Origin of the sequence: Streptomyces sp. NBC_00425 (assembly GCF_036030735.1) — a bacterium.
In the GTDB taxonomy this organism is placed as follows: domain Bacteria; phylum Actinomycetota; class Actinomycetes; order Streptomycetales; family Streptomycetaceae; genus Streptomyces.
The window spans coordinates 2859046-2874780 of the sequence record NZ_CP107928.1; the positions used below are offsets into that span (position 1 = coordinate 2859046).

The 15735-nt window shown below is 72.6% G+C and carries 9 protein-coding genes and 1 pseudogene; 9 read left to right on the forward strand and 1 reads right to left on the reverse strand.

What is annotated here, in order from left to right:
• Positions 1-7: 7 nt before the first annotated feature.
• Positions 8-505 (forward strand): annotated as a pseudogene (locus OHS82_RS11910) (MarR family winged helix-turn-helix transcriptional regulator); the annotation flags it as partial.
• 259 nt (positions 506-764) lie between these two features.
• Here OHS82_RS11910 and OHS82_RS11915 read toward each other — a convergent pair.
• Positions 765-1499: a hypothetical protein gene (locus tag OHS82_RS11915; protein ID WP_157876296.1), complete on the reverse strand. Its 735-nt coding sequence runs from the start codon at positions 1497-1499 to the stop codon at positions 765-767.
• Positions 1500-2521: 1022 nt separating this feature from the next.
• On the opposite strand from OHS82_RS11915, the gene OHS82_RS11920 reads away from it, so the two are divergent.
• The 8 genes from OHS82_RS11920 to OHS82_RS11955 all read left to right on the forward strand — a co-directional run bounded on the left by OHS82_RS11920 (position 2522) and on the right by OHS82_RS11955 (position 15730).
• Positions 2522-4000, forward strand: coding sequence for a sugar transferase (locus tag OHS82_RS11920; protein ID WP_057575618.1), 1479 nt, complete (start codon positions 2522-2524; stop codon positions 3998-4000).
• A gap of 82 nt (positions 4001-4082) precedes the next feature.
• Entirely contained in the window at positions 4083-5399 is a 1317-nt protein-coding gene (locus OHS82_RS11925) for a nucleotide sugar dehydrogenase (protein WP_057575615.1), read from the forward strand.
• Positions 5356-6657 (forward strand): glycosyltransferase family 4 protein, encoded by a 1302-nt coding sequence (locus OHS82_RS11930; protein WP_079041019.1) that lies wholly within the window; start codon positions 5356-5358, stop codon positions 6655-6657. The genes OHS82_RS11925 and OHS82_RS11930 overlap by 44 nt, the downstream gene beginning before the upstream one ends.
• Positions 6650-8026, forward strand: coding sequence for a Wzz/FepE/Etk N-terminal domain-containing protein (locus OHS82_RS11935; RefSeq protein WP_057575611.1), 1377 nt, complete (start codon positions 6650-6652; stop codon positions 8024-8026). Before OHS82_RS11930 ends, OHS82_RS11935 begins: the two co-directional genes overlap by 8 nt.
• Positions 8023-9543, forward strand: a complete 1521-nt coding sequence (locus OHS82_RS11940; RefSeq protein WP_057575608.1) for a Wzz/FepE/Etk N-terminal domain-containing protein — start codon at positions 8023-8025, stop codon at positions 9541-9543. The genes OHS82_RS11935 and OHS82_RS11940 overlap by 4 nt, the downstream gene beginning before the upstream one ends.
• 3 nt (positions 9544-9546) lie before the next feature.
• Complete coding sequence (asnB, locus tag OHS82_RS11945; RefSeq protein WP_057575605.1) at positions 9547-11472, forward strand: asparagine synthase (glutamine-hydrolyzing); 1926 nt, start codon at positions 9547-9549, stop codon at positions 11470-11472.
• 80 nt (positions 11473-11552) lie between these two features.
• On the forward strand, positions 11553-13757 hold the full coding sequence (locus tag OHS82_RS11950; protein ID WP_057575602.1) for a bi-domain-containing oxidoreductase: 2205 nt from the start codon (positions 11553-11555) through the stop codon (positions 13755-13757).
• The gene (locus tag OHS82_RS11955; protein ID WP_328433845.1) at positions 13754-15730 is read left to right on the forward strand and encodes a heparinase II/III family protein; all 1977 of its coding nucleotides are present in this window, start codon (positions 13754-13756) and stop codon (positions 15728-15730) included. Before OHS82_RS11950 ends, OHS82_RS11955 begins: the two co-directional genes overlap by 4 nt.
• Positions 15731-15735 lie beyond the last annotated feature (5 nt).

Sequence of the window (15735 nt, forward strand, 5' to 3'; positions counted from 1 at the left end):
GGGAGCCATGGCAGACCCCGCTGACCACCCCGCCGACCTGCCCGCCTGCCCGTCCGCGCAGGACTCCGGCAACGGCCTGCTGCCGCCCGAGCTGCGCGGGTGGATGCTGCTGCTGGCGGCGACGGGAGCGGTGGAGCAACGGCTGCGGTCCGTGGTCAAGGACCGGCTGGACGTCTCGCACGACGAGTTCCTGGTCCTGTGCCTGCTGGCCGAACAGCCCGGGCAGGGTCTGCGCATGACCCGTATCGCCGAGCTGCTCGGACGCCCCAAGACCCGGCTGACGTACCAGATCGCCTGTCTGCAGCACGCCGGTCTCGTCACCCGCCAGTCGGTCTGCGGCGACAAGCGGGGGGTCGAGGTCGCCCTCACCGACAAGGCCCGCCGGCTGCTGCGGGAAGCCTCCGGCGCGCTCGCCGAGACGGTCACCGCGGCGCTGGACCATGTCATGGGTCCCGAACAGTGCGCCGCCCTGAGCGGCCTGCTGCCCGACGCCGAGGCCAGGACCGAAGCCCACGCCCCGACCGGGGCCGAAGCCCACGCCCCGACCGGGGCCGAAGCTCACGCCGGGGCGAGCGCCGGATCCGGCGCCCGGGCCGGCGCCGATCCGGAACCGGCGGCCTCCGACTGACGGCCCGTCGCCGCCACTCCCCCTCACCCAGCCGCGCCTCACCCAGCCGCGCCTCGCCTGCCGCCCCTCCGCCTCACCCCGGCGTCCTGCCGCTGCTCACCCAGCCCCTCGTGCCGCTCCTCCGCGCGGAGCCCCCTCACGAGTGGTAGAGCACCCGCACGACCATCGTGTCGGCAGGAAGGCCGTCCAGGTAGCTGTTGAACATGCGCTCGTAATCGGGGCCTCCGCCCTCGACCCACCGCCCGTCGAGGGTGAGCAGCGCGGCGGTGGGCAACACCGCGGCCACGTGGCGGGTCACGTACGTCGCGAGGTCCTCGTCGAAGTGGTAGGAGGGGTCGGAGCCGAACCGCTCCTCCAGCGCGGGGTCGGATGTGATCGCCTGGATGAGGGGCTGTTCCCGGAACGCGGTGACGGCCGCCTCCCTGGCGAGTTCGGGGTCCAGGGTCCCGGACCGCTCGGCGAAGTGGTGGAAGGGCAGCGCCGGGGGGTGGCAGTCGGAGAAGGCCCGGTACGCCGTCCAGGTGTCGCCGGCCCGGCGGGCCTCGGCGGCGCGGGGCGTGTCGAGGTCGAGGATGCCGCGCGGGCCGCCGTGACAGCGGGAGGGCGGCAGGTCCTCCGGGGGTTCGCTCCAGTCGTCGTGGCGCACGAGCCGTGGGTCGTCCTCGTGACCGGGCAGCACGTCGAGGAGACAGCCGGCCCCGGAGACGAACCAGTGGCTCCACTCCCCCACCCAGTCCGGATGGGGACGGTCCTCACGGTCGTACCAGAAGGGGTCCATGGCCTGTCCGACCGCCTGCTTGAGCCCGTCGGGGCCGACGGGCGGCAGACAGACGGTGATGCGCTGCTTGCCCATGCTGTGCTGTCCCCTCATGCGGTGTGATGCTGCCGGGTTGTGCCGTGCTGCCGAGTGGTGCGGTGCGGCTGGTGCGGTGCGGTTCCGCGTGGTCGCGTTCGTGTCGGACGCGCTGACGCCACCCGGCCGATCGATCATCGAGTTCCCACCCCGTGAAGCAAGCCGGTTGCCCCTCTTGATTCTCTCGCCGGACCGGGGCGAGAAGAGTGCGATGAATTGCCTTTGACATATTCCCGCGTGAGCCCGGAGGGATTTCCCGCCGGTCGGCCGACGGCCCGAAAGGCACGGCGCCGAGACGGATCGACCCACCCCGGGGACGTCATCGCAGACCGTTCATGATCAATTAGCGCGGTCGCGGAGTCCGGCCCACCGGCCCGCCACCTCGGACGCCCGCAGCGGCACGCCACCGTGCGCGGACCGGGCGGTCACCACCGAACAGGCTTGCACTGAAAGGCAGTTGCAACTCTCCGTCCGCCGACGCACACACGTCGGGCCCAAGAGGCGGACGAGCTGCAGCGATGCGCGTCGGCCACAACGGACCCTTAGGCGGTCGCCGGTCGAAGGATCAGCCCCAAACCTTAAACACAAATTACACACATCCTCTCTTCATACCGGCTCCCCATGGTCTAGATTGACCTTGCTTCGGCCGTTCGAACACGAGGCGACCGTAATGATCTATTGGTCTGGCGCTGCGGAAGGCCGCCCAGCGCGTCCTCGACACCGGACGTGGGGGTGATCAATTCCTTGCGCCCTGGAGGGTCTTGGACGCGGGGAGCGTCCAAGGTCCTGTACGGGTCGCCGCACACCTCGAGAGTCGGGCAGAACACATGAGTCCACTGCCTCCGGGGTGCGTGTTCGAGTAGCGCCGGAGTACCGGGATGTCATGCGCGGGAGGCGGGGGCCTGCCGCGGGAGGACCGGCGCGGCACGGGGGGCGGGGGCCTCCCGAGGGGAGGGACAGTACGGGGGGCGGGGGCCTCCCGGGGGGAGGAATCAGTGTTAGGCGAACACGTCGAACCACTGGGGAACCTGGGGGGTTCTGTGCGGCAAGGGGAGCTAGTCAGCCCGTTTCCGTCGGCGCGCGGGCGTCTGGAGAACGACACGATCAGCCGGCCCGCGATCGACTGGGAGCAGCGGTACCGACGTACCGTGATCATCAGTGACACCGTGGCCACCGCCTTCGTGGTGGCGGGGATCGGCAACTTCTTCGGGGCCCGGGACGCGGCCAACTGGCATGAGAAATGGGGCATTCTCGCGTTCGGCACCGAGCTGCTGGTGCTGGGTGCGCTCGCGGTCAGCCGGTCGTGGGCGCCGGCCGTGCTCGGCCAGGGCGCCGAGGAGTTCCGCCGGCTCGGACGCTCGCTGTTCGCGGCGACCGTCGTCCTGGCACTCGGCGGGATCGCGCTCACCTCGCGCAACATCAAGCTCTGGATCTTCGTCGCGATCCCCGCGATCGCGCTCGTCACGATGACCGCGCGCTATCTGCTGCGCCTCTCGCTGCACCGGCAGCGCAAGGAAGGACGGTGCCTGCGTCCGGTGCTCGCCGCCGGCAGCCCGGCCACCGTGCACGACCTGATCACCCGCACCCGTAAGTTCCCGCACCTCGGCTGGCGGGTGGACGCGGTGTGCACGACGGACGGTCCCGGGCTCGACGGTGACCTGCTGGACGGCGTGCCCGTGGTAGGCCGGCTGTCGGACGTCGCCAAGCACGTCCACGGCGACGGTTACCGTGTCGTCGCCGTCACCCCGGATCCGCACTGGTCGCCGCACCGGCTGCAGCGGCTGGCCTGGAACCTCGAAGGCACCGAGACCGAGATGGTCGTGGCACCCGTGCTGATGGAGGTGGCCGGCCCGCGACTGCACATCGACGCGGTGCTCGGCATCCCGCTGCTGCGGGTCAGCATGCCGACCTTCACCGGGGGGCGCCGGGCGGTCAAGGGCGTCGTCGACCGGATGGGAGCGGCGGTCCTGCTGGTCCTGTTCGCGCCGCTGATGGTGTTCGTCGGGCTGCTCGTGCTGGCGGACAGCCGGGGCGGGGTCTTCTACCGCCAGCGCAGAGTCGGCAAGGACGGCGGCGAGTTCACCATTCTCAAGTTCCGCACGATGGTCGCCGACGCCGACCGGGCGCGCGCCCAGCTGGCCGACCTCAACGAGGGCGCCGGCCCGCTGTTCAAGCTCCGCCGGGATCCGCGGGTGACCCGGGTGGGAGGGGTGCTGCGGCGGTACTCGCTCGACGAACTCCCGCAGCTGTTCAACGTGCTCACCGGGTCGATGTCGCTCGTCGGTCCGCGGCCCCCGCTGCCGGAGGAGTCGGCCGCGTACGGCCCGGACATCCGGCGGCGGCTGCTGGTCAAGCCCGGGCTCACCGGCCTGTGGCAGATCAGCGGACGCAGCGACCTGTCGTGGGAGGAGGCGGTACGGCTGGACCTGCGGTACGTGGAGGACTGGTCGCTCGCCCTGGACACGGTGATCTTGTGGAAGACGCTGCGTGCGGTGCTCTACGGCCAGGGGGCCTACTGATGCGCGGGGGGCCGGGAGCCAACGGCCCCGCCGACGTGCGGACCGCAGGCCGCGAGGGCCTGCGCGGGGGGAGGAACGGGTCATGAAGGTCAGCGTTTTCGGGCTCGGCTACGTGGGCTGCGTGTCGGCCGCGTGCCTTGCCAGCATGGGTCACGAGGTCATCGGGGTCGACGTCAACCAGGTGAAGGTCGACCTGGTCAACGACGGCAAGGCCCCGGTGGTCGAGGAGCGGATCGGCGAGCTCATCGGCGACGTGGTGCGGACCGGGGCGTTGCGCGCCACCCGCGACGTCCGCGAGGCCATCATGGACAGCGAGATCTCGCTGGTCTGTGTGGGCACGCCGTCGGAGCCCAACGGCAGCCTGTGCACGACGTACTTGGAGCGGGTCACCGAGGAGATCGGCGCGGCACTGGCCGAGCGGGGCGGCCGGCACACCGTGGTGTTCCGCAGCACCATGCTGCCGGGCACCTGCCTGAACCTGCTGGTGCCGATCCTGGAGAAGTACGTCGGCGGCACGGCCGGGGTGGACGTGGGGGTCGCGGTCAACCCGGAGTTCCTGCGCGAGGGCACGAGCGTGCGGGACTTCTTCGACCCGCCGAAGACCGTCATCGGCGAGCTCGACCCGGCGAGCGGCGACGCGGTGGCGGCGCTGTACGAGGGCCTGCCCGGCGAGGTGTTCCGGGTGCCGGTCCCGACGGCCGAGGCGATCAAGTACGCGGACAACGCGTTCCACGGGCTCAAGATCGGCTTCGCGAACGAGCTGGGCGCCGTGTGCCAGGCGCTCGGGGTGGACTCGCACCAGGTGATGGACGTGTTCCTGGCCGACCGCAAGCTGAACATCAGCCCCGCCTATCTGCGGCCCGGCTTCGCCTTCGGCGGCTCCTGCCTGCCCAAGGACCTGCGCAGCCTGGTCCACGCGGCGCAGCGGGCCGACGTCTCGGTGCCCATCCTCTCCCATGTGCTGCCGTCCAACTCCGACCATCTGCAGCGTGCGGTGGAGCTGGTCGAGCGCACCGGGAAACGCCGGGCGGGCCTGTTCGGGCTGTCCTTCAAGCCCGGCACGGACGACCTCCGCGAGAGCCCGCTCGTCGAGCTGGCGGAGCGGCTTTTCGGCAAGGGGTACGACCTGAAGATCTACGACGCCAACGTGAGCCTGTCCCGGCTGCTCGGCGCGAACCGCGAGTACATCGAGACCCGGCTGCCGCACCTCGCGCAACTGCTCGCGGACTCGGTCGAGGAGGTGCTCGACCACGCCGAGGTGTGCCTGGTCGGGACGAAGGATCCGGCCGTGCTGGCGGCGCTGCCCCACGGCGACGCCCCGGTGATCATCGATCTCGTCCACCTTCCCGACGCCGATGTGCGCCGGACCGAACAGGGGTACGTGGGCCTTGCCTGGTGATGCGGGAAGCGGCGACCGGACCGACCGGCGCGCGCTGATCCTGGTGGAGAACCTGTCGGTGCCGTTCGACCGGCGGGTATGGCAGGAGTGCACGACGCTGCGCGACGCGGGCTGGACGGTGCACGTCATCTGTCCGCAGGGGAGCAAGCGGGACACCGAGCCGGAGGCCGTGATCGACGGGGTGCGGATCCATCGGTACCCGTTGCGCGCGGCCACCGGCGGGCCGGCCGGTTATCTGCGGGAGTACGGCTCGGCGTTGTGGCACACGGTCAGGCTGGCCCGCAAGGTCGGCCCGGTCGACGTGGTCCACGCCTGCAACCCGCCCGACCTGCTGTTCCTGCCGGCTCTGTGGCTGAAGCGGCGCGGAGCGCGGTTCGTCTTCGACCAGCACGACCTGGTGCCCGAGCTGTACCTCTCCCGGTTCGGGCGCGGCAAGGACCTGCTCTACCGCGCCGTGTGCGCGCTGGAACGGCGGACCTACCGGGCCGCCGACGTCGTGCTCGCCACGAACGAGAGCTACCGGGACGTCGCGGTGCGTCGCGGCGGCAAGCGGTCGGCGGACGTCTTCGTGGTGCGCAGCGCGCCCGACGTGGAGCGGTTCCACCCCGTGCCGCCCGAGCCGGAGTTGAAGCGCGGCAAGCCTCATCTGCTGTGCTATCTCGGCGTCATGGGCCCGCAGGACGGCGTCGACTACGCCTTGCGGGCGCTGGCGAAGCTGCGTGACGAGGTCGGGCGGAGCGACTGGCACGCGGTGTTCGTGGGCGGCGGCGACACCTTCGACGCGATGGTGGAGCTGTCCGGGCGGCTCGGCCTCTCGGAGCAGGTGCAGTTCACCGGGCGCATCCCGGACGCCGACCTGGTGCGCTACCTGTCCACCGCGGACGTGTGCCTCTCCCCCGACCCGAACAACCCGCTCAACGACGTGTCGACCATGAACAAGGTCCTCGAGTACATGGTGATGGGCCGGCCGGTCGTCTCGTTCGACCTCCGGGAGGCGCGGGTCTCCGCCGGTGACGCCGCCGTGTACGCGGCCGCGGACGACGAGGCCGAGTTCGCCCGGCTCATCGCCCTGCTGCTGGACGACCCGGAGAAGCGTGCCCTCATGGGCAAGATCGGCCAGGAGCGGATCGGCGGTCCGCTGTCCTGGCGGAACTCCCAGCGATCGCTGCTCGCCGCCTACGAGGCTGCCTGCGGTGACCGGACCGCGGTGACGGCGCGCGCCCCTGACACGGCAGGGGAAGGCCGCACCGTTGAGTGACGACACGATACGCCTGGTCACCATCGGGCGGATTGTCCGCCGGCGCTGGCGGCTGCTCACCGTCTTCGCCCTGGTGGGTGCGCTCGTCGGTTACGGCGCGTCCCTGCTGTTCCCGCCGCGCTACACGACCTCGGCGTCGGTGCTGCTGCCGGGGACGTGGGAGGAGCGCGAGCTGCTGACGCAGACGGAGGTGGCGACCAGTTCGGTGGTGGTCGACCGCGCGGCCGCCACGCTCGGCTGGACCGGCGTGAGCGGCAGCGACCTGCGGGACCAGGTCGGCGCCAAGGCCACCGACGGGAACATCATCAAGATCTCCGGCACGGCCGACACGCCGGAGCGTGCGCAGCGGCTCTCCGACCAGGTGGCCAAGGAGTTCGTCTCCTACGCCACCCGGATCGCGAGCGAGACCGCCGACCCGGGGGCGGCGGAGGAACTCGCCGCGCTCCAGCAGTCGGTGGAGGACACCAGCCGCCGCATCAGCAAGCTGGCCGACGCGACCGATCCGGGAGAGACCGTCGAGAGCGTGCAGACCCGTACCGAGCTGGAGAAGCTGCGCACCGCGCTGCGGGAGGCCATCAGCACCATCAAGCAGGCCGACCCGGTGGACGACGAGGCGAAGAACATGGTCGTCATGGGGTCGGCGGCCCGGCCGACCGGCGAGGCGCCGCCGACGAGGACGCAGCTCGTCGCCGGTGGAGCGCTGCTGTTCTTCCTGTTCGCGGTCATCGGCCATCTCACCGCCGGGCGGATGAGCCGCCGGCTGCGCGGCGAGTCCGAGATCGCCGCGGCACTGGGATCGGCGCTGCTGGGCACCGTCGACGTGCCCGTCGAACGGCCCATGCACCGGCCGGGAGGCCGTGGCCCGCGGGCGTGGCTGCGCCGGCTGCTGGGCCTCGACGTCCGGTGGGACATTCCGGCCCCGCAGCTGTCCGGCGACGAGGCCAGCAGGCAGATCCGCTACCGGCGGGTGTGCTCCCGCCTGCGGGACCGGCTGCCGGCCCCGCAGCGGCTGCTGGTCGTCTTCCCCGAGGGCGACGAGATCGCCCGCCGGGCGGCGGGGCAGCTCGTCGCCCTGGCCGGGAGCGATCCGCTGCTGCGGGCGGTGGCCGTCCCGGTGTCCCGGCCGATGGTGCCGGACCGCGGGAAGGAGTCGGGGGCCGTGGTCGTGCTCAGCGCCGGCAGCTGGACCGCCGGGGAGCTCGCCGGCGTCTCCGAGGCGTGTGCGGACGCCAAGCACGCCGTCGTCGGCGTCGTGCTCGCCGGTCCGGTCCGGGCGACGCGTTCGGCCGACCGCCCGCGGCGCACCGCCGTACCCGCGCCCACGGGCCTCGACGGCGAACGGGACGACGCGACAGGAGTCACAGGGTGACGACGAGTACGACCGCGGAGTCGTCGACCGCCGCTCCGCTGCTGGATCTGCAGAACCTGGTGGCGGCGGTACGCCGGCGGCGGCGCCTGTGGTGCTCCCTCGCGCTGCTGGGGCTGCTCGCCGGCGCCGCGGTGGCGTTCCTGCTGCCGCAGCCGCCGACCGCGGTGACCAAGGTGCTGGTCTCGCATGAGGAGGACCAGCCGAACGACCCCGGAACGCTGATCCGCACCGACGTCGCGCTGCTGCAGACCACCCGGATCGCCGAGCAGGCCCTGAAGTCCCTCCGGTCCCAGGAGAAGGCCGAGGACTTCATGCAGGACTACAGCGGCGCCGGCGTGACCAACAACGTGCTGCAGATCACCGTGACGGGTGACAGCGACGCGGAAGCGGTGGCCCGTGCCGGGGCGCTCGCCGACGCGTTCGTCGCGGACCATGTGCGGCGGATACAGGAGGCCTCGAAGGCCGAGGCCAAGGCCCTGCTCGACCAGCGTGACCAGCTGAAGGCCCAACTGGCGCAGGTCAACAAGACGATCGGCGACGGAACCGAGGCGAGCGGCCCGGGATCGTCCGCGGACCTGGAGTCCCTCTACGCCCGCCGGGCCGAACTCACCTCGCAGATCACCGACTTCAGCCAGCGCGCGGGCGAGGCGAGCATCGGCACTCCCCGGCTCGTCGCCGGCACGCAGATCGTGGACGCCCCGTACGTGGTGCGGTATTCCCTGCCCAGGACCGCTGCCACCGACGCCGCGATCGGGCTGTTCCTCGGCCTGTTCCTCGGGCTCGCGGTGGCGGCGGTCGGCTCGGTGGTGGCGGACCGTCCCGTGCTGCGCCGGGAGATCGCCGCGAACCTCGGCGCCTCGGTCATCGCGGAGCTGCCCCACCGGCCGGGCGGGCGATGGCAGCGCCGCCGGGTCCGGGCGTCGCGCGAACGGCTCACCACGTCCCTGGCCCGCACCGTGCGCGGGTCCGCGGAGCCGGTGTCGCTGCTGGAACTGGGCTGCGCGCGCAACACGAGCGTGATCGCCCTGGACCTCGCGGGGGCACTGGCGGCGGAGGGGCCGGTGGTCGTCGTCGACGGTCTGCCGGGCAGGCAGCTCGCCGATCGCCGCCCGAAGCCGGGGGACCCGACCGTGGTCACCGGCGAGCGTGCAGCGGCCGAGTCGCCGCAGGGCCGCCGGATCGGCGTCGGCTCGGTGGCGCCCGGCACGGCGTGGACCGACCTGCAGTACCTCGGCACCCGGGCCGTGCTCGTGGTGCGTGCCGGGCACGGCAGCGCGGCATGGCTGCACACCGTGGCCCGGCAGCTCGCCGACCAGCACATTCCGGTGATCGGTGTGGTGCTGGTCGACCCCGACCCGCGTGACCGGACCGACGGCACGCTGTGGGACGGGCTGCGCACCGCGCCGCGCGAGCGCAGCGAGCGGCCGGCCCGGCAGACGGGCACGGTCCCGCGGCGGGCGGAGCGGCAGCCGATGTGGGCGGCACGGGTGCCGGACAGCGACCAGGAGGTTCAGTAGCACATGTGTGGCATCGCAGGAACGTACCGATGGCCGGACGGGAAGGTCGTGACCGACCGGCTCACCGACACCCTCGCGCACCGCGGTCCGGACGGGGCGGGCCGCTACGGCCACGCCGTCGGCGACGGCGAGGTGCACCTCGGGCACCGCCGGCTGGCCATCATCGACCTGTCCGACACCGGCGCCCAGCCGATGGTCTCGGACGGCCTCGTGCTGACGTACAACGGCGAGCTGTACAACGCGCCGGAGCTGCGTGCCGAGCTGGCGGCCGCCGGGGTGCGCTTCCGGGGCACCTCCGACACCGAGGTGCTGCTGGAGGCCTGGCGGCGCTGGGGCACGGACTGTCTGCCCCGGCTGCGCGGCATGTTCGCGTTCGGGATCTTCGACGAGCGCACCGGCGACCTGGTGCTCGTCCGCGACCAGCTCGGCATCAAGCCGCTGTTCCTGCTCCGGCGCGGCGAGGGCCTGGTGTTCGCCTCCGAACTGAAGGCGCTCGCCGCCGTGACGGGCGGGTCGCTGGAGGTGGACCACGCGGCGCTGGTGGCGTCGCTGCTGTACTACTGGGTGCCCGACTCGCGGTGCGCGTTCCGCGAGGCGGAGAAGCTGCCGCCGGGGACCTGGCTGAGGTGCCGGCCCGACGGGCGGGTGGAGCGCGGCCGGTTCTGGAGTCTGCGGGACGTCGCCGCCGAGGGCAGGGAGCGGGCCCTGGCCGGCGAGCAGCCGGACATCGCGGCCGTCGTCGAGGAGTCGACCCGACGCCACCTGATCTCCGACGTGCCCGTGGCGACCTTCCTCTCCGGGGGGCTCGACTCCAGCTATCTGACCGCGCTGGCCGCCCGCGACCGGCCCGGGATCTCCGCCTACACGATCGGGTTCCGCGCCGAGGACGCCAGGTTCGAGGCGATGCCGGACGACCTGCGCTACGCCCGGCAGGTGGCCGGGCGGTTCGGCGTCGACCTGCACGAGATCGAGATCGCGCCGAACGTGCTCGATCTGCTGCCGCAGATGACGTACCACCTGGACGAGCCGATCGGCGACCCCGCCGCGATCAACACGTTCCTGATCTGCTCGGCCGCCCGGGAGGCCGGGGTCAAGGTGATGCTCTCGGGGATGGGCGCCGACGAGCTGTTCGCCGGCTACCGCAAGCACCTGGCCAACCTGCTGGCGCTGCGCTACCAGCGGGTCCCGCGGCCTGTGCGGCGCGGTCTGTCCGCGGCGGTGGACCGGCTGCCGGTCGCGTCGGCCCGCCGCGGGTACCGGTCGGTGCGGTTCGCGAAGCGGTTCCTGTCCTTCGCCGACCTGCCGGAGGAGACGGCGTTCCGGCGCAGCTACACCATGTACGACCGGGGCGAGTTGCTGGCCCTGATCGATCCGGACCTGGCCGGGACGGTGGACGACGTGCTGACCGAGCACGCGGACGTCTACCGGGACAACGACCTCGACGACTTCGTCAACCGCATGTGCCTGGGCGACGCCCGCATGTTCCTGCCGGGCCTGAACCTCGCCTACACCGACCGGTCGAGCATGGCCGCGTCGATGGAGGTGCGCGTGCCGTACGTGGACGTCGAGGTGGTCAGGGCGGCGTTCGCGGTGCCCGGCGCCCGCAAGATCGTCGGACGGCAGGGCAAGGCCGTCCTCAAGGAGGCGGCCGTCTCGGTCCTGCCCCGGGAGATCGTGTACCGGCCCAAGGGTCTGTTCAGCGCGCCGCTGCGGGCCTGGATGAGCCGGGATCTGGCTCCGCTGGTGCGCGAGGTGGTGAACGACGGCGAGCTCGTCCGTGCCGGGATCCTGCGCCGCGACGCGCTGGCGCGCATGGTCGCCGAGGACGCCGCCGGGCAACGGGACTTCTCCAAGCATCTGTGGCATGTGCTGACCCTCGAGCACTGGTATCGCGGCGCGACCTCCGGGCCCGTCCGGAACTCCCTTTGACCACTGACGACTTGACCACTGACGACTTGACCACTGACGACTTGACCACTGACGACGGCGTAGAGACAAGAGGACTTCGGGTGAAACAGGTCGTACAGAACTACAAGAGCGGTGAGCTGGCGCTGCTCGACGTGCCGGCGCCGGGGTGCAAGGCGGACGGTGTGCTGGTCCGCAGCGCGTACTCGCTGATCTCCACCGGGACCGAGCTGATGAAGGTGTCCGAGGCCGGCATGTCGATGCTGGGCAAGGCCCGCTCGCGGCCGGACCAGGTGGCCAAGGTCGTGCAGAGCGTGGCAGCCAACGGGGTGCCCGCGACGTACCGCAAGGTGATGGGCAAGCTGGACTCGTACACGCCGCTGGGCTACTCGCTGTGCGGGGTGGTCGAGCAGGTCGGCGCCGGCATCGACGACGTGAAGGTCGGCGACCTCGTGGCGTGCGCCGGGAACGAGCACGCGCTGCACGCCGAGCTGAACTGGGTGCCGAAGAACCTCTACGCCCCGGTGCCGGACGGCCTCGCGGCGCAGCACGCGGCCTTCGGCACCGTCGGGTCGATCGCGCTGCAGGGCGTCCGGCAGGGCGAGTCGCGGCTCGGCGAAGTGGCCCTGGTCATCGGCCTCGGGCTGATCGGGCAGCTGGTGGTGCAGCTGCTCGCCGCCTCGGGCGTCCGTGTCGTCGGGGCCGATCCCGACCCGGTGCGCTGCGAGCTCGCCGAGCGGCTGGGCGCGGCTGCCTGCGGTGATCCCGCCTCGGCGGCCGTGGAGAACGCCGTCGCCGAACTCACCGACGGCCATGGCGTGGACCAGGTGTACCTGGCGGCGGGCGGCGGCAGCAACCAGCCCGTCGAGCTGGCCGCCCGGCTGAGCCGGGACCGCGGCCGCGTCGTCGACATCGGCAAGTGCCGCCTGGACCTGCCGTGGAACGCGTACTACGAGAAGGAGCTCGACGTCCGCTTCTCCCGCAGTTACGGCCCCGGGCGCTACGACCCGGCGTACGAGCTGGAGGGGCGCGACTACCCGATCGGCTATGTGCGCTGGACCGAGCGCCGCAACCTGGCGTGCTTCCTCGACCTCGCCGCCCGCGGCCGGGTCGACGTGGAGCCCCTGATCTCCCACATCGCCGACTTCGACGAGGCCGTCGAGACGTATCAGCGTCTGAAGGACGGCGAGTTGAAGGCCGTGGCCGTGCTGTTCCGGTACCCCGGGCAGAAGGAGGAGGCGGCACAGGCGCCCGAGAAGGAGGCCCCCGCGGTGACCGTGCCCGCGGTGCGGCGCGGCACGGCGGCGCCCTCCCCGGCCCGGGCCGCCAAGACGTCGGTGCGGCTGGCGTTCGTCGGCGCCGGGAACTACGCGACGTCGATGCTGCTGCCGCACCTTGCGCAGCGTGACGGCGTCGAGTTGTCCACGGTGGTCACCACGACGGCGCTGTCCGCGGCCAACGCGAAGCGGAAGTTCGGCTTCGCGGCGGCGACCACGGATCTCGACGCCGTGCTCGGCGACCCGTCCGTCGACGCGGTGTTCGTGGTCACCCGGCACAGCTCGCACGCCGAGCTCACCCGGAAGGCGCTGCTGGCCGGCAAGACGGTGTTCGTGGAGAAGCCGCTGGCGCTCTCCGAGGACGAACTGGCCGGTGTGCTCGCCGCGGTGGAGGAGTCCGGCAACGACCGGCTGCAGGTCGGCTTCAACCGCCGCTTCGCGCCGCTGCTCACGGAGGCCAGGAAGCGGTTCGGGGCCCGGACCGGACCGGCGAGCCTGCGCTACCTGGTCAACGCGGGCCGCCTCGATCACGGCAGCTGGTATCTCCGGCAGGGCACCGAGGGCTCGCGGTTCGCCGGCGAGGGCGGCCACTTCATCGACACGGCGAGCTGGCTGCTCGAAGCCGATCCGGTCTCGGTGTACGCGACGGCCGCGCCCGGCAACGAGGACCTCTCGGTCGTGCTGCGCTACCCGGACGGGTCCACCGCCACCATCAGCTACGTCACCACCGGCGCGCCCGGCTTCCCCAAGGAGACGCTGGACCTGGTCGCGGACGGCAAGGTGCTGCGGCTCGACGACTTCGTCCGCGCCGCTGTCTACGACGGCCGCCGCAAGCGGTGGGTCAGTTCGCGGCTGCCCAAGGCCCGGGACAAGGGCCAGTCCGCCGAACTGGCCGCGTTCGTGCGGGCCGTGCGGACCGGCGGGCCGATGCCGGTGCCGCTGGAGTCGCTGGTCGCCACCACGGCGGCCACCCTCGCCGTGCAGACCGGCCTCGCCGGCGACGCGCCGGTGACGCTCACGGGGGCGCGATGACGGTGAGTGCGGGGAGTCCGGGCTGGTACCTGCGGCGGCTGTCCCGGATGGGGCCGCGGGAGGTCGCCGGCCGGGTGGGCGACACGGTGCGCAGGCGGCGCTGGCGGTCGGCGCGGCCGGCCGCCCCGAGCGTGACCGGCGCCGGGTTCACGTCGGTCCTGCCGGCGGGGACGGTCGCCGCGGTGCCGCCGGACGCCGCGAAGCGTCTCGTCGCCGAGGCCGACCGGCTGATGGCGGGGCACGCCGAGTACTTCGGGGTGCACCGCGACGACCTGGTCGACCCGGACTGGTTCCACGACCCGAAGACCGGGCGCCGGGCGCCGCAGGGCTATGCCTTCGACGTGCCGTACCGCGACGAGGACGCCGTCGGGGACATCAAGCAGATCTGGGAGCTGTCCCGGCATCACCACCTCACCGTGCTCGCCGCCGCCTACGCGGTCACCGGTGACGAGCGGTACGCCGAGCGGGTGGCAGGGCACCTGCGGTCGTGGTGGGCCGCCAACGCGCCGCTGCGCGGGGTCCACTGGACCAGCGGCATCGAGCTGGGCATCCGGCTGCTGTCCTGGGTGTGGGTCCGCCGGCTGCTCGACGGCTGGCCGGGCGCGGCCGAACTGTTCGAGGGCAACCCGGTGGCGCACCGGCAGATCTGGCACCACCAGCGCTGGCTGGCGGCCTTCCCGAGCCGGGGGTCCTCGGCGAACAACCACGTCATCGCCGAGACCGCCGGGCAGTTCGCCGCGGCCTGCGCGTTCGACTGGTTCCCCTCCTCGGCGCGCTGGCGGGCCGACGCACTGCGGTCGCTGGAGCGGCAGTTGCGCGCCAACACCTTCCCCTCCGGGCTCAACCGCGAGCTGGCGAGCGAGTACCACGGGCTGGTGCTGGAGCTCGGTCTGGCGGCGGTGGCCGAGGCGGACGCGGCGGACGTGCCGGTCCCCGCGACGGTGCGGCTGGTGCTGCTGCGGATGACCGACGCGCTCGCGGCCGTCGTGGACGACCGGCTGCGACCGCCGCGCCAGGGGGACGCGGACGACGGGCACGGTCTGATCGTCGACGGTGCGGGCACCGACCGCTGGGGTTCGCTGCTGGCGACCGGGGAGGCGGTGTTCGGCCGGCTCGCCTGGTGGCCGACGGTGACCGGCACCGATGTCCGCACCCCGCTGCTGGCCGCGCTCGTCCGGCCGTATGCGAAGGAGGGAACCGCGCCTGCCGTGTCCCGCCCGGCGGACCGGCCGGACCGTTTCGCCGACGCCGGCATGACCGTCCTGCGCGGGCCGGAGAAGATCTGGTGCCGCTGCGACGGCGGCCCGCACGGCTTTCTGTCCATCGCCGCGCACGCCCACGCGGACGCGTTGTCCGTGGAGGTCCGGCACGACGGGGTCGACGTGCTCGCCGACCCGGGGACGTTCTGTTACCACGGGCAGCCCGAGTGGCGGCGGTACTTCCGCTCGACCCTCGGCCACAACACCCTGGAGCTGGACGGCGAGGACCAGTCCGTCTCCGGCGGCCCGTTCCTGTGGACGCGGCACGCCCGCAGCCGGGTCCTGGTCGCGGACACGTCCGGCGCCGGTGACGGGGCGACGGTCCGCTGGTGCGCCGAGCACGACGGCTACCGGCCCTCCGTGCACCGGCGCCGGGTGGAGCTGACGTCCGCAGGCGAGCTGCGGGTGGTCGACGAGGTGCGCGGCCCGCGGCGGGCTGTGCGCCTGGCGTTCCACCTCGGCCCGGCGGTCACCGCCGAGCTGACGGGGAACCGGGCGCGGCTCGCCTGGACCCGGGACGGCGAGGACCGCTCCGCGGTGCTCGACCTGCCCGGACAGCTGTCCTGGGGGGCGCACCGCGGGGAGAGCGACCCGCCGCTGGGCTGGTACTCCGCCGGCTTCGGACGCAAGGAGCCCGCCACCACCCTGGTCGGCGCCGGTTTCACCGACGGCACGGAGGGCTTCACCACCGTGCTCAGGTTCCAGGGTCAGTGAGGGGA

Bases quoted from the DNA above. Each gene is read 5' to 3' on its own strand.
- OHS82_RS11915 (WP_157876296.1), bottom strand. From the start codon at position 1,499: ATGAGGGGACAGCACAGCATGGGCAAGCAGCGCATCACCGTCTGTCTG.
- asnB (WP_057575605.1), top strand. From the start codon at position 9,547: ATGTGTGGCATCGCAGGAACGTACCGATGGCCGGACGGGAAGGTCGTG.
- OHS82_RS11930 (WP_079041019.1), top strand. From the start codon at position 5,356: ATGTGCGCCGGACCGAACAGGGGTACGTGGGCCTTGCCTGGTGATGCG.
- OHS82_RS11925 (WP_057575615.1), top strand. From the start codon at position 4,083: ATGAAGGTCAGCGTTTTCGGGCTCGGCTACGTGGGCTGCGTGTCGGCC.
- OHS82_RS11955 (WP_328433845.1), top strand. From the start codon at position 13,754: ATGACGGTGAGTGCGGGGAGTCCGGGCTGGTACCTGCGGCGGCTGTCC.